Origin of the sequence: Fructobacillus evanidus (assembly GCF_963580165.1) — a bacterium.
GTDB classification, from domain to species: Bacteria; Bacillota; Bacilli; order Lactobacillales; family Lactobacillaceae; genus Fructobacillus; species Fructobacillus evanidus.
In genome coordinates this window covers 1-13192 of sequence record NZ_CAUZLM010000008.1, presented here as the reverse complement: position 1 = coordinate 13192, position 13192 = coordinate 1, and the positions used below count along the sequence as shown (strand labels likewise).

Sequence of the window (13192 nt, the reverse complement as noted above, 5' to 3'; positions counted from 1 at the left end):
TGCATTTGAAAGGGATAATAATGACAGTTAACATTTACGATAACGCAAACGAAATGGCTAAGGTTTTGATCGAAACTGATCAATACAAGTCATGGCAAACTGCCTTTGACGCAGTTCAAGGCGATGATGCTGCGAAGGATTTGTTTAAGCAATTCCAGGCAATCCAAATGACTGTGCAACAAATGATGCAAGCACAGCAACAACCTACTCCTGACCAAGAAAAGGAATGGGATGCTGTCGCTAAGCAAGTCCAAGAAAACGACAAGATTAAGGACTTGATGGCCGCAGAACAGATTTTGAACACGTTGTTGGGTGAAATCAACGAAATCGTGACAAAGCCTGTGTCTGAGTCATACGCCAAGGTACAACAAGCTTAATTTGTTCGAATAAATCAGAAAAAGGCTGAATGGTTTAACCGTTCGGCTTTTTTCTATTAGAAGCCAAACTTACCAAAAGTTTTGGCTTCTTTTTGTGTGATTTGCAAACCTTAACCGTCTAACTTGACCGAGGGCAAAAAAAGGCAAGACCATCGTGGTGCAATGGTCTTGCCTAAGCTAATTTTGATTTAAAAGATGTTGTGATAAATGGCTTTGACCGCGTTATCAACGTCCTTGGATTCGACACCAAGCATAATTGAAATTTCAGAAGCACCTTGGTTCACCATCTGCAACGAAATACCGGCGTCCTTTAGTGGTGTAACGATTTCGGTAAAGGCACCAACACGGTTAATCATTCCTTGACCGACAACCATGATAATGGCAAAGTCATCATGCCAAGCCATTGTATCGGGCGACAATTCCCGCTCAATATCTGTTTGGATTTGTTCGATTTGTTCTTTATTGAGACTCTTCTTGTTGAAGATAATCGTCAAGTCATCAATTCCAGAAGGCATGTGTTCGTAAGGAACGCCATGCCGGTCCAAAATCTTTAGAATACGCATAGTGAAGCCGATTTCCTTGTTTAACAGATACCGGTGCAGGTAAAGGGCACAGAAGTTGTCTGAAGCGGCAATTCCTGTTACACGGCGTTCCGGTTTATTTTGTTCGGCTGGGCCAATCCAAGTACCCGGAGCAGTTGGGTCATTGGTATTTTTAACGTTAATTGGTACCTGAGCTTGAATAGCCGGGATGATGGCTTCATCGTGGAAGACGGCAAAGCCAGCGTAAGATAATTCTCGCATTTCACTATAAGACATGTTCTTAATAGCTGCTGGGTGACTGACCAACCGGGGGTTGACGGCGTAAATAGCAGAGACGTCTGTAAAGTTTTCATAGACTTCTGCCATTAAGCCACGAGCTAAAATCGCACCGGTGATGTCGGAACCGCCACGAGAAAAGGTAACCATCTCGCCACGGTCATTGTAACCAAAGAAACCAGGAAAAATATAACGGGTATCATCTTTGATTTCAAAGGCGCCAAGGTCTCGATAAGTGGCTTTTTCATTTAGGGTTGCGGTTGTTGCATCGGTTTCCATATGAAGCTGTTTTGGGTCGACGAAGACTGCCTTTTCACCTTTAGCTTGCAGAATCAAGGTCAGTAATTGCGCGTTTAAATACTCGCCATGGGCGGCAAAGGCAGCTCGCAAATAAGAGTAAGAGCGATAATGATGATTTGCCAATTGGTCAATTTGGTCAGGAATCGTTTGGAAAACCTCTTGGTCGAGGTTAAAGTGGTCGGCAATGGTCTGATAGCGTTCCTTTAACGCTAAGACCGTTTCAGTAGCATCCTCATCGTTGATAGTTTCGTTGGCATAGCGAATCAAGAGGTCGGTGACTTTGATTGGAAATTCTTTTGCCTTACCAGGGGCGGAGGTCACGATAACCTGCCGGCTTTCGTCCTGATTTAAAATATCGATGACGCGTTCAAACTGGGCTCCAGTTGCTAAAGAGGAACCGCCGAATTTTGTTACTTTCATAATACTGCCGGTAAGAAATCGGCACTCCTTTCATAAATCAAAACAGAATGTGTGCCTTTAGTCCAATGAACCTGTGAGGGTGGCACCGGTGTGTTGGACAGCTAAAATGGTTGCTGTGCCGTTCAGCTTGAGACCATTAATGGCTTCAAGTAACTGGTCAGCGTGTCCTCGTTCAACTATTGAGACAACTGTCGGTCCAGCTCCCGACAGGTATGTCCCGGCTAGGTCAAGGCTGTGTGCTAAAGCACGAATTTGTAAAAATTCTGGTGCTAAATCAGCCCGGTAGGGTTCATGCATTTGATCTTCTTCTACTAAATCCATTAATCGCTTTTGGTCACCTAAGTAGCAAGCGGCAACCAAGTTGGCAAGGTGTTGACTTTGGTGAACGGCCGTTTTGAGCGGTAAGTTTGCAGGCAAAGCTGCCCTTGCTTCCGCTGTTTTTAATGGGTAGTCCGGAATAAAGGTAACCGCGACCAAATTTTTTGGTAGTGGAAGGGTAGTGGCTTGTACGCCATTTTGGTTATCGTCTGTTAATTGTAGGCCACCTAAAATAGTTGGCGCCACATTATCAGGGTGGCCTTCAAGGGCTGCTGCTTCTTGCAGAACTTGGTGACGATCAATCGTTTGATCGACTAAGTAGTGCCCCAAGAAAAGACCGGCCACTAATGCTGATGAGGAAGACCCAAGACCACGAGCCAGTGGAATGTCACTTTTAACGATTAGTTGGTGGGGTGTAATATCTGGATCAACGAGTCGAGCAGTTTGAACAATGAGATTGGTTTCATCGTTTGGAATATCTGCGCCAAATGGGTGATCCACTTGCCAAGTATCAGTTTTTGGACCAACGGTTACGGTTAAATTAAGGTTTAATGCAAGTCCAAGACAATCAAAACCAAGACCAAGATTGGCAGAACTTGCGGGTACAGTGATGGTTAGCATGGATAAATCACAAACTCCTTTGCTAATGTCCGATTAGTTGTTAAGGCGTCAAGAAGGGCGTCATGCTGATCTTTGGACATTTCTTTGGTATAAAGGACGAGCTGAGAGCCAAGACGGTTATTTTCGTGGCTGGCTTGACGAACAATCAACGAACGGAGTTCGTCCTTGGTGTCTTGGCTGACACTGTTTGCACCAGTTGTATTCAGAATCCAGCAATAGGCTTGAGCTCGTTCGCCAGCTAATGTCATTTTCCTTTCTGGCAACGGTTGCTTAGCGTCCTTTGGTGCCGTTGCGGCAGCCAAAATATCGGCTAAGACGGCTTGGGCCGTTGGGCGTGCACCAGCCCCAGGGCCATAGAAAAGCGTTTGACCAAGGTTATCACTGTTTACTGCAATAGCATTATTCTCATTGTGAACCTGTGACAGAGGCGATTGTGGTAGCACAACCTGGGGAGCAACGATAACGACTACTGAATCGGCACTGATTTGATCGATGCGGAAAAGAAGCTTGAGTTGGCCACCAAGTGTTTTAACGGCAGCGATATCCTCATCGGTAATCTTCTGAATACCGGTAATTTGAATGTCTTTTAATCTGGCTTCCAATCCAAAGACCAGGCGGGCCAAGATGATGGCCTTGTAAGCAGCATCGTAGCCAGCGACATCATTTGTGGGGTCCGCTTCGGCAAATCCTAAGTCTTGTGCTTGCTTTAGGGCAGTTTCGTAAGAAAGGTCATTATCGGCCATTTGGGTCAACATATAGTTGGTTGTGCCGTTCACAATCCCAGCTAACGAGCGGATTGTATCGGTGCGGAAATATTCACGTAGGGTACCGATAATTGGAATCCCACCGGCAACGGCTGCTTCGTATAAGAGGGGCACCTGCGCTTTGTTTGCTAAGTCAAGGAGTTCTTCTCCAGCGGTCGCAATCAGGTCCTTATTGGCTGTAATAACCGGCTTTTTACTTGCCAAAGCGGACTTAATCCAGTTTTTAGCGGAGCCAGGACCACCGGCAACTTCGACAACCAAATCAATTTCTGGATCATCTAAGATGTCCTTTGGGTCGGTGGTCAGTTGGATGGTGGGGTCTAAACCAGGGCGGTCCTTGGTTAAAGAAGAGACCATCGCGGTTTTTACGGTCAGGTCTAAACCAGTATTTGCACTGATTTTTTCTTTTTGTTCCTCTAAGATGGTTAACAAGCCCATCCCAACTGTTCCTAAGCCAAAAAGGCCAATCTTAACTTCCATGATGACTCCTTCTATCGTTTTTTACTGTCAAGTAAGGATAATTTCCTATTAACTTTACCATTTTCCCGCCTAAAAAGGAATGTTTTTGTTATAATATCATTAGAAATCAATGAGATTGAAGGAGTACGTCATGGAATATGTCTCGACCCGGGGAGAAGCCCCTGCTGTTTCTGCCGCCCAGGCCATCCTCCAGGGCTTAGCACCGGATGGTGGTTTGTACGTGCCAAATCAGTGGCCGACTTTGAACTTGGATTTAAAGACCATCGGTCAACAATCCTACCAGGATTTGGCGACTGAAATTTTTGCTGCTTTTTTGCCTGATTTTACAAAAGCAGAGATTCAAGCCGTTGTACAGGCAGCTTATGGTAGCCAATGGGATACCGATAAAATTGTGCCGGTCAAAGATGCTGGGAACAATTTGCACTATTTGGAGCTTTTTCATGGTCCGACATTGGCCTTCAAAGATATTGCCCTTCAGGCCTTGCCTCACTTAGTGATTGCAGCGGCTAAGAAGGAAGGCCTTGATAAGGAGATTGCCATCTTAACGGCGACCTCCGGTGATACTGGTACTGCAGCAATGGCTGGATTTGCAGATGTACCTGGTACAAAAATTGCAGTTTTGTACCCACAGGTTGGAGTTTCGGACATCCAGCGCCAGCAAATGGTCTCTGAACCCGGAAAAAATACTTATGTTTACGGGATAGAAGGGAACTTTGATGATGCCCAGCAGGCGGTTAAGCGTCTTTTGGGCGATTCTGATTTTGCTACTTTTTTAAAGGAAGAAGATATTCAAATTTCTTCAGCGAACTCAATTAACATCGGTCGTTTGGTTCCACAAATCGTCTATTATTTTTACGGCTATGGCCAATTGATTGAAAAAGGTCAGATTAAGCCTGGTGAAGAAATTGACGTACTTGTCCCAACTGGTAACTTTGGGAACATGTTAGCAGCCTACTATGCTAGTCAAATCGGTTTGCCGGTGGCTGATTTTACGGTCGCTTCGAACGAAAATCATGTTTTAACAGAATTATTCCAAACAGGGGTATATAATAAAAACCGTGACTTCAAGGTGACGAATGCGCCGGCTATGGATATTTTGGTGTCGTCAAACTTAGAGCGTCTCTTGTACTTTGCTGGCGGTCAGGATGCTGATTTGATCAAAAAAGATATGGCAGACTTGCAAAGTCAAGGCCAGTATCAATTGGCAGAAAAAACGAGATCTGGTTTAGCGAAGTTTTCTGCTGGTTGGACTAATCAAGAACAGGTAGAAGAAACGATACGAAAGACGTTCCTATCTTCTGGTTATTTGATTGATCCGCACACGGCCGTGGCGGTTCATCAATACCATGACGATGGTCACCAGACCCTTTTGGCCGCAACTGCTAGCCCCTATAAGTTCCCACAAACGGTTCTTGAGGCACTTGGCGAAGAAGTTGTTGGTGGTGAAGGTGGCTTGACTGCTTTGGCAGCAGCAACCAAAACACAAATTCCTGACCAATTGAAGGATTTGTTCCAGCGACCTGTTCGTCATCGGACGTTTATCCAGGCAGCTGATATTCAAAAGCAGATTGAAAGCGCCTTGAAGACAGACTAATTTTCTTCTGTTGTTTATTATGTCATTTAAAAAGAAAGAGAGAATTTTTTTATGGTAGCAAAGACAGCCTATAATGTAGCAGTGCTCGGTGCAACGGGTGCTGTTGGACGTCGAATTTTGGACCAGTTGGCCCAGTCAACAATTCCGGTTGGTGAAGTCAAGGCCTTAGCTTCTGCTCGTTCAGCCGGTCAAAAAATTAGCTTTAAGGACCAAGAATTAACGGTCGAAGAAGCAACTGAAGATTCCTTTGCAGGTGTTGATATTGTTTTGGCCTCAGCCGGTGGATCTACCTCAAAGGCTTTGGCTCCGGCTGCTGTTAAGGCTGGTGCTGTTGTGGTCGATAACTCTTCATACTGGCGAATGAACGATCAGGTGCCACTAGTTGTACCTGAAGTCAACGCCACTGCTCTCAAGGAACATCAAGGAATCATTGCCAATCCTAATTGCTCAACGACGCAATTGGTGATGGCGCTTGACCCAGTTTACCGAGAATTTGGTTTGAACCAGGTGATTATTTCGACTTACCAGGCGGCTTCAGGTGCTGGAAAGGCAGCAATGGATGAGGTTTTGGCTGAAGCTCAGGCTCGTTTGTTGGGTGACGACATGGCAGAATTGGCCCATGTCCTACCGGTGAAGGGTGATAAAAAGCATTTCCCATTAGCCTTTAACTTGTTGCCACAGATTGATGTCTTCGAAGAAGAAGGCTACACACACGAAGAATACAAGATGATCCACGAAACGAAGAAGATTATCTTGGGTGACAAGAATGCTAAGGCCATCAAAGTGACTGGTACGGCTGTTCGTGTGCCAGTTATGATTGGTCACGGTGAAAGTGTTTATATCGATACTGGCGATGAGAAGGTCACAACTGATCAGATTCGTCAGGCAATCGGTGCCGTTGATAATGTGATTATTGAGGATGACCCAGCTACACAAACTTACCCACAACCTCTTTTGGCTGAAGGTAAGCGTGAAACATTTGTGGGCCGCATTCGTCCTGATTTGGAAAATCCGGGTGCCTTCCACTTGTGGGTTGTTTCAGACAACTTGTTGAAGGGTGCTGCCTGGAATACAGTTGAAATTGCCCAAACATTGGTTGAAATGGACTTGGTCCGTGTACCAGCTGACTCAACTTTTGCATAAATAATTTTGAAAAGCCACCAATTTATTCATTGGTGGCTTTTTAGTGCCCTTATTTTGCTATTAAAAAAAGCCCGACTACAAAAATGTAGTCGGGGGCTTTAGGCAAGTTTGTTTTTAGTAAATCGCGTCGCGGTAAAGGGAAACAACTTTTCCCAAAATGGAAACAGATTCCAAGATGATAGGGGCCATTGTATCGTTTTCCGGTTGAAGGCGGTAGTGACCACCTTCTTGGAAGAAGCGCTTAACAGTGGCTTCGTTGTCCTCGTTCATGGCAACGACGATATCGCCATTATCGGCATTTTGTTGGCGACGGACGATTACTTTGTCGCCATCCAAAATACCGATGTTAATCATGGATTCACCACGAACATTCAGCATAAAGAGGTCACCATCATAGGGAATCAGATTTTCTGGAATGGGGAAGAACTCGGTTGCTTCTTGTTCGACGGCTAAAATCGGTTGGCCAGCTGTGACCAATCCTAGGACTGGAATTTTACCGGAAGTGGCCGAAATTCCGAGGATTTCAAAACCGGCTGGTGTCACTTCAATAGCGCGTGCCTTAGTTCCTTCTCCCTTCTTCTCAAGGTAGCCGTTTTTAATCAAACGGGCAATGTGGCCGTGGATGGTTGAAGAGGAAGATAGGCCGACTGCTTCACCAATTTCACGAATGGTGGGTGGGAAACCATTTTTACTTTGATAGTCGTGAATAAATCTCAAGACTTGAATTTGTTTTGAATCAGAACTTGCCATATGTACTTTCCTACCTGTATTTGCTACGTTTATCTTAGCGAATTTTAACCTGAAAAGCAAACAAATGTTCGCGAAAAAACCTTAAGAAATATTAAATTTTATTACAAAATGGGGATTAAATTTAAAATAGTGGATAAAGAAATTTTTTTATTCGAGTTATCGACCTGTTTTCCACTGTTTTTGTAAAAAAATACTGTCTTGCTTGCCTTTATGCTATAATATCTTATAGATTTTCGTAGTTAAAGGAGACCAATAATGGTTGTATTAGTTGGAATTTTGGCTTTGGTCGTTGGTTTGGTTGGGGGATTCTTCTTGGCCCGCTTTACGATGAAGTCGTACTTGGCAAAGAACCCACCCATTTCAGAAGAAATGATGAAGTCAATGATGATGTCAATGGGCCAGAAGCCATCACAAAAGAAGTTGAATCAGATGATGGCTCAAATGAAGGCACAAAATGCCAAAGCACAAAAAAAATAAGCCAAACGGCTTATTTTTTTTGTGCTTTTGGATCGATGTATACCCAGTTGGGATCGATTTCTTTGTCCAAGGCATCAAAAGATTCTTGAATCTTTTGATTGTATTCGGCAATTTTTTCGTCCGTCAAGCGGGCCTTAGGATCAATCACAATTGGTTCACCAAAATTAATTGTGGTATTATTGCGTTTAAATAGATGTGAAAACTTCACGGGACCTTGATAAACTGCTGGAACAATCGGCTTCTTTGAAAGCTTGGCAATCAGGATTGATCCTGATTTTAACTTTTGAGAATGCCGTGATCCGGTTGGAAACATAATAAGTGAGCGATTGCCATTCTTTAACTCGTTGATGGGATATTTGATGGTATCGGTACCGACATTGCGCCGATCAACTGGAAAGGCCCCCAAAGTGGTAATCAAGGCGCGCAAAGCAGGATTTTTGAAAAGCTCCTTCTTGGCCATAAAAATGAAGCGCTTTGGATAGGCCGCCATGGCATACCAAACGGGATCCCACCAAGAACGGTGTGGTCCGACCAAAACGTAGTTTTCGTTTTTTGGTAGGCGCTCCTTGTGAAGATAGGTAACGCGACCATTAATAATGGCCACAAAGGTCACTGTAAAGACCCGGATAAAGCGATAGAATAACATCTGCTTGTCCCTTTCTAATTGACTTAACAGAATAATTTTACTTAGTTTATGGAGATATTGCAACAGACCATGGTAGCAGAAGAATTACGAGCAGGTGAGCGCCTTGACGGCTTGCCATCACAACAGATTCAAATTATCCAAAATCCAGATATGTTTTCGTACTCGTTAGATGCCGTGCTCTTGGCATATTTTGCCAAACCTAAACAAAAAGGACGGGGCCTGTCGGTTGATTTAGGGGCAGGAACGGGAGCGATTGGCCTCTTTTATGCCGCCAAGGTTACCGGCCAGGTAAAATTAGTTGAGCTGCAACAAGACTTAGCGGAAATGGCCCAACGCTCGGTCGTTTTAAACCACTTGGAAGACCGCGTGAGCGTGATTCAGTCTGATATGCAGGAAATTTTTGCGGATATTAAGCCTGGTTCAGTGGACACTGTTCTGTCCAACCCACCTTATTTTTCCGTGAATGAAAAGACCAAGCAAAACCTTGATGAGCATTATCAGCTGGCCCGGCATGAAATTGCCATCGATTTGCCCCGTTTAGCGCAAGTTGCCAATAAGCTGTTAAAGAATAACGGTAAATTTTACTTGGTTCATCGGCCAGATCGGTTAGAAGACATTATGTCTGCCCTTTCTGCCCGGAAATTAGCGGTCAAACGCATTCAATTTGTGTACGGCAAGGCCGACCGTGAGGCCAACATGGTCTTGGTCGAAGCGATTAAGGCGGGTAAGCCGGGGGGCGTTCGAATTTTGCCACCAATTATTGCCTATACAGCAAACGACGAATACACGCCCCAGGTACAAGAAATTTTGTATGGGCAACCTTGGCAGCTGTAAGTCAATTACAGGTGGTTGCGCGAGGAGGGGGTTTTGATAACCTTCGAGGAGGGAGATGGGAATCATGACGGATGATCATGACAAAACTTATGATTTTTATGTGCTCTATACGGCCGACGGTTATTTTTATGGTGGGTTTTCCGATGATGCCCACCGACGTTTTTTGGTCCATCAAGCGGGGAAGGGGGCCAAGTTTACTCGAGTGAAGTCCAGACATCCATTACAGCTGATTTACCAAGAAACATTTGCTAATAAACACGATGCCCTTTCGGCCGAGGCTAAATTTAAGCACCTGAGCCGCCCACAAAAAGAAGCCTTTCTAATAGAACGAGAAGTAGATTCGACAATTTGGCAAAAATAGGTAGAGGGACTTTATGAGACTCTTAATCCATGATAAAATGGGATAAATCATTTGAATTGAAGGTGGCAAATAATGATTACTACTTTTGAATTAAACAATGTTATTGGGCGCCAAGTGTCTTTTAAAGACTGCGACCCAAGAGAGAAGTTAGTGAAGGTTATTGGCAATTTTTATCACTATGATTTAGTTTCAGGGACTAATGTGGTCCCTGAAGAAACCTATGTGATTAAGCGTGCCGAGGGGAACGTCTTAATCCTCCAGAAAAAGTAAGGACGGTATTTATGTCGATTTTGGTGATTGTCATCATTGTTGTGATCGTTTTGGCCCTGGTTTCCTTTAAGATTGTGCCACAAAATAGTGTTGGCCTTTTGGAAACATTGGGTAAGTATTCTTCGACACGGCAGACGGGTTTGAATTTTCGTTTGCCTTTGGTACAAAAAATCAGGACGGTTTCCTTAGCCTTGCAGCCACTGAAGTTGGCTGGTTATTCAGTTATTACCAAGGATAACGCTGATATTGGGGCAACGGTGACGTTAAACTTCCATATCACAGACCCTGTGAAGTATTCATATGAGAACACGAATTCGATTGAATCCATGCAACAATTGGTTCGAGGCCATTTGCGCGACATCATTGGTCGGATGGAATTGAACGAAGCTTTGGGGTCGACGAGTCAGATCAACAAGGATTTGGCCGAAGCGATTGGTGATTTAACGAATACCTATGGTATTAATGTTGACCGGATTAACATCGATGAATTGAAGCCCAGTGCAGCTATCCAGTCTTCAATGGATACGCAACTGAAGGCAGATCGAGAACGAGTGGCAGCTATTTCGCAAGCTGAAGGTGAGGCCAAGTCCATCGAATTGCGCGCAAAGGCTAATAACGAAGCTTTGATTGCCACTGCTAAGGCCAACGCTGAGGCAACGCGAACAAAAGCGGATGCCGAAAGTTACCGGATTGATAAGGTTCAGGCTGCTTTGAAGAACGCAGACCAAAACTATTTCAATAACCAGTCGATTAATGCTTTCGAGGCTTTGGCTAAGTCAGATGCCAACTTGATTGTCACGAATGGTGCTGATTTGGACCAAACTGGGCAAAGTGCTATTTTGGCCAAAACTTTAGGTCAAGAATTAGCAAAAGAACAAGATTAAGAATATTTGCCAGCCGGTTGTGGTTGGCTTTTTCTTTGGACTGATTTTCACTAGTTAAAAATCAGAAAAATCCTTGCTTTTCGGTCAAAACCTTAGTAAACTAGTACCTGTTGTGAATACAACGAAAATACACACGGTAAACGAGAACGTGCAGGTGCAAGTGATTGATCATTTGTCAGCGCGGACCAAGAATTTACCGGAGGTTAAACCTAGGAGGCCACTATGGCAGTTATTACAATGAAGGAACTCCTCGAAGCAGGGGTTCACTTTGGACACCAAACTCGTCGTTGGAACCCAAAGATGGCACCATACATCTTTACGGAACGTAACGGCATTCACATCATCGACTTGCAAAAGACTGTTAAGTTGATCGACGAAGCTTACAACTTTATTCGTAACGCTTCAGCTGATGGTGCTAACATCTTGTTTGTTGGTACTAAGAAGCAAGCATCTGATGCAATCGCTGAAGAAGCAACACGTGCTGGTCAATTCTACATCAACCACCGTTGGTTGGGTGGAACTTTGACTAACTGGAACACAATCAAGACACGTGTTCAACGTTTGAAGGACTTGAAGGCAATGGCCGAAGACGGTACTTTCGAACAACTTCCTAAGAAGGAAGTTGTCTTGTTGAACAAGCAACGTGAAAAGTTGGAAAAGTTCTTGGGTGGAATCGAAGACATGCAAGACTTGCCAGATGTTTTGTTTGTTGTTGATCCTAAGAAGGAAGAAATCGCTGTTAAGGAAGCCAACATGCTCAACATTCCTGTTGTTGCTATGATTGACACAAACGCCGATCCCGACGATGTTGATGTTAAGATTCCTGCAAACGATGACGCTATCCGTGCCATCCGTTTGATCACTGCTAAGATGGCTGATGCCGTTATCGAAGGCCGTCAAGGTCAAGACAACGCTGCTGAAGATGCTTTCATCGAAGGTGACGAAAACACGGAATCAATCGAAGAAATCACAACAATCGTTGAAAAAGACAACTAAGTTGAAATTAGTTTATTGATTTGCCGTTCCGGTGGACCTGCTTGGGACGCTGAACGGCTTTTTCTATGCTATACTAGAGACTGTTAAAAGATAATAAAGAAGCTAAAGGAGCATTTGCATGGCTGTTACTGCAAAGTTAGTGAAGGAATTACGTGATAAGACATCTGTTGGAATGATGGATGCCAAGAAGGCTTTGGTTGAAGCTGAAGGCGACATTGAAAAGGCAATCGACTTGTTGCGTGAAAAAGGAATGGCAAAAGCCGCTAAGAAGGGTGACCGTGTTGCTGCCGAAGGTATGACTTACGTGATGACTGAAGGCAACAAGGCTGCCATCATCGAATTGAACTCAGAAACTGATTTCGTTGCTGGTAACAAGGAATTTAATGACTTGTTAGTTGCTGTTACTAAGACAATCTTGGAAAAGCAACCTGCAGACGTTGAAGCTGCTTTGGCTTTGCCAGTTGCTGGTGAAGAAGACCGGACTGTTAACGACAAGATCATCAACGTTTCTCAGATTACTGGTGAAAAGATTACTTTGCGTCGTTTCGCTACTGCTGAAAAGACTGACGGTGAAGTCTTCGGTGCATACTCACACATGGGTGGTTCAATCTCTGCTTTGGCCGTTTTGACTGGTTCAAATGAAGAAGCAGCCCGTGACGTGGCCATGCACATCGCCGCTATCGCTCCACAGTACGTTTCTGATGACCAAGTTCCTGCAGATGTTGTTGCCAAGGAAAAGGAAGTTCAATTGGCTTCTGAAGACTTGAATGGTAAGCCTGACAACATCAAGGAAAAGATGGTTGAAGGACGGATCAAGAAGTTCTTGGCTGACATCACTTTGTTGGATCAAGACTTTGTTAAGAATGGTGACCAAAAGGTTGCTGATTTCGTTAAGCAAAACGACATGACTGTTAAGTCATTCGTTCGTTACCAAGTTGGTGAAGGTATCGAAAAGCAAACAACAAACTTGGCTGAAGAAGTTGCTAAGCAAATCAACAACTAAGTTCATTTAAAAAGTATCCAAGAATTGATATGAACCCCGAAATTTGGACAACCAAATTTCGGGGTTTTACTATGTCTAAATTATCAAAAGAAGACAAAGTTAATATTTATTATCTTTGGAAAAAACAATGCTATAG

Annotated in this window: 15 protein-coding genes; 10 read left to right on the top strand and 5 right to left on the bottom strand. The window is 44.0% G+C overall.

What is annotated here, in order from left to right; all coding sequences use genetic code 11:
* Window positions 1-20 precede the first annotated feature (20 nt).
* A complete protein-coding gene (locus AABI08_RS06560) occupies window positions 21-377 on the top strand; it encodes a YlbF family regulator (RefSeq protein WP_338344401.1) in 357 nt (118 codons plus the stop codon).
* A gap of 188 nt (window positions 378-565) precedes the next feature.
* On the opposite strand, the gene AABI08_RS06555 is transcribed toward AABI08_RS06560, so the two are convergent.
* From AABI08_RS06555 to AABI08_RS06545, 3 genes are read right to left on the bottom strand one after another with little or no spacing between them, the layout of a single operon-like run.
* Entirely contained in the window at window positions 566-1915 is a 1350-nt protein-coding gene (locus AABI08_RS06555; protein ID WP_338344402.1) for an aspartate kinase, read from the bottom strand.
* A 57-nt stretch (window positions 1916-1972) separates the two neighbouring features.
* The gene (gene thrB / locus AABI08_RS06550) at window positions 1973-2854 is read right to left on the bottom strand and encodes a homoserine kinase (RefSeq protein WP_338344404.1); all 882 of its coding nucleotides are present in this window, start codon (window positions 2852-2854) and stop codon (window positions 1973-1975) included.
* Complete coding sequence (locus AABI08_RS06545; RefSeq protein ID WP_338344405.1) at window positions 2848-4098, bottom strand: homoserine dehydrogenase; 1251 nt, start codon at window positions 4096-4098, stop codon at window positions 2848-2850. Before AABI08_RS06545 ends, thrB begins: the two co-directional genes overlap by 7 nt.
* Before the next feature lie 130 nt (window positions 4099-4228).
* On the opposite strand from AABI08_RS06545, the gene thrC reads away from it, so the two are divergent.
* Together thrC and AABI08_RS06535 are read left to right on the top strand one after the other, a co-directional pair.
* Window positions 4229-5692, top strand: a complete 1464-nt coding sequence (thrC, locus tag AABI08_RS06540) for a threonine synthase (protein ID WP_338344406.1) — start codon at window positions 4229-4231, stop codon at window positions 5690-5692.
* Between the two features lie 51 nt (window positions 5693-5743).
* The gene (locus AABI08_RS06535; RefSeq protein ID WP_338344407.1) at window positions 5744-6835 is read left to right on the top strand and encodes an aspartate-semialdehyde dehydrogenase; all 1092 of its coding nucleotides are present in this window, start codon (window positions 5744-5746) and stop codon (window positions 6833-6835) included.
* Between the two features lie 114 nt (window positions 6836-6949).
* Here AABI08_RS06535 and lexA read toward each other — a convergent pair whose 3' ends face one another.
* Window positions 6950-7585, bottom strand: coding sequence for a transcriptional repressor LexA (lexA, locus tag AABI08_RS06530; RefSeq protein ID WP_168778247.1), 636 nt, complete (start codon window positions 7583-7585; stop codon window positions 6950-6952).
* Between the two features lie 255 nt (window positions 7586-7840).
* Here lexA and AABI08_RS06525 point away from each other — a divergent pair, with 255 nt between their 5' ends.
* Window positions 7841-8062, top strand: coding sequence for a YneF family protein (locus AABI08_RS06525; RefSeq protein ID WP_047974479.1), 222 nt, complete (start codon window positions 7841-7843; stop codon window positions 8060-8062).
* 10 nt (window positions 8063-8072) lie between these two features.
* Here AABI08_RS06525 and AABI08_RS06520 read toward each other — a convergent pair whose 3' ends face one another.
* Window positions 8073-8708 carry a lysophospholipid acyltransferase family protein gene (locus AABI08_RS06520; RefSeq protein ID WP_338344409.1) on the bottom strand — a complete coding sequence of 212 codons (636 nt, stop codon included), beginning with the start codon at window positions 8706-8708 and terminating at the stop codon, window positions 8073-8075.
* Between the two features lie 69 nt (window positions 8709-8777).
* Between AABI08_RS06520 and AABI08_RS06515 the strand changes: the two genes are divergently transcribed.
* The 6 genes from AABI08_RS06515 (at window position 8778) to tsf (ending at window position 13056) form a co-directional block, all read left to right on the top strand.
* Window positions 8778-9542 carry a tRNA1(Val) (adenine(37)-N6)-methyltransferase gene (locus tag AABI08_RS06515; RefSeq protein ID WP_338344410.1) on the top strand — a complete coding sequence of 255 codons (765 nt, stop codon included), beginning with the start codon at window positions 8778-8780 and terminating at the stop codon, window positions 9540-9542.
* A 64-nt stretch (window positions 9543-9606) separates the two neighbouring features.
* Window positions 9607-9903, top strand: coding sequence for a GIY-YIG nuclease family protein (locus AABI08_RS06510; RefSeq protein ID WP_338344411.1), 297 nt, complete (start codon window positions 9607-9609; stop codon window positions 9901-9903).
* A gap of 72 nt (window positions 9904-9975) precedes the next feature.
* Entirely contained in the window at window positions 9976-10173 is a 198-nt protein-coding gene (locus AABI08_RS06505; protein ID WP_338344412.1) for a hypothetical protein, read from the top strand.
* Between the two features lie 56 nt (window positions 10174-10229).
* Window positions 10230-11057: an SPFH domain-containing protein gene (locus tag AABI08_RS06500; RefSeq protein ID WP_338344414.1), complete on the top strand. Its 828-nt coding sequence runs from the start codon at window positions 10230-10232 to the stop codon at window positions 11055-11057.
* Between the two features lie 222 nt (window positions 11058-11279).
* A complete protein-coding gene (gene rpsB / locus AABI08_RS06495; protein ID WP_047974475.1) occupies window positions 11280-12053 on the top strand; it encodes a 30S ribosomal protein S2 in 774 nt (257 codons plus the stop codon).
* Between the two features lie 118 nt (window positions 12054-12171).
* Window positions 12172-13056: a translation elongation factor Ts gene (gene tsf / locus AABI08_RS06490; RefSeq protein ID WP_059393405.1), complete on the top strand. Its 885-nt coding sequence runs from the start codon at window positions 12172-12174 to the stop codon at window positions 13054-13056.
* Window positions 13057-13192 lie beyond the last annotated feature (136 nt).

Bases quoted from the DNA above. Each gene is read 5' to 3' on its own strand.
- AABI08_RS06535 (WP_338344407.1), top strand. From the start codon at position 5,744: ATGGTAGCAAAGACAGCCTATAATGTAGCAGTGCTCGGTGCAACGGGT.
- AABI08_RS06510 (WP_338344411.1), top strand. From the start codon at position 9,607: ATGACGGATGATCATGACAAAACTTATGATTTTTATGTGCTCTATACG.
- AABI08_RS06520 (WP_338344409.1), bottom strand. From the start codon at position 8,708: ATGTTATTCTATCGCTTTATCCGGGTCTTTACAGTGACCTTTGTGGCC.
- rpsB (WP_047974475.1), top strand. From the start codon at position 11,280: ATGGCAGTTATTACAATGAAGGAACTCCTCGAAGCAGGGGTTCACTTT.
- thrB (WP_338344404.1), bottom strand. From the start codon at position 2,854: ATGCTAACCATCACTGTACCCGCAAGTTCTGCCAATCTTGGTCTTGGT.
- thrC (WP_338344406.1), top strand. From the start codon at position 4,229: ATGGAATATGTCTCGACCCGGGGAGAAGCCCCTGCTGTTTCTGCCGCC.
- AABI08_RS06515 (WP_338344410.1), top strand. From the start codon at position 8,778: ATGGTAGCAGAAGAATTACGAGCAGGTGAGCGCCTTGACGGCTTGCCA.
- AABI08_RS06525 (WP_047974479.1), top strand. From the start codon at position 7,841: ATGGTTGTATTAGTTGGAATTTTGGCTTTGGTCGTTGGTTTGGTTGGG.
- AABI08_RS06555 (WP_338344402.1), bottom strand. From the start codon at position 1,915: ATGAAAGTAACAAAATTCGGCGGTTCCTCTTTAGCAACTGGAGCCCAG.
- AABI08_RS06560 (WP_338344401.1), top strand. From the start codon at position 21: ATGACAGTTAACATTTACGATAACGCAAACGAAATGGCTAAGGTTTTG.
- tsf (WP_059393405.1), top strand. From the start codon at position 12,172: ATGGCTGTTACTGCAAAGTTAGTGAAGGAATTACGTGATAAGACATCT.
- lexA (WP_168778247.1), bottom strand. From the start codon at position 7,585: ATGGCAAGTTCTGATTCAAAACAAATTCAAGTCTTGAGATTTATTCAC.
- AABI08_RS06505 (WP_338344412.1), top strand. From the start codon at position 9,976: ATGATTACTACTTTTGAATTAAACAATGTTATTGGGCGCCAAGTGTCT.
- AABI08_RS06545 (WP_338344405.1), bottom strand. From the start codon at position 4,098: ATGGAAGTTAAGATTGGCCTTTTTGGCTTAGGAACAGTTGGGATGGGC.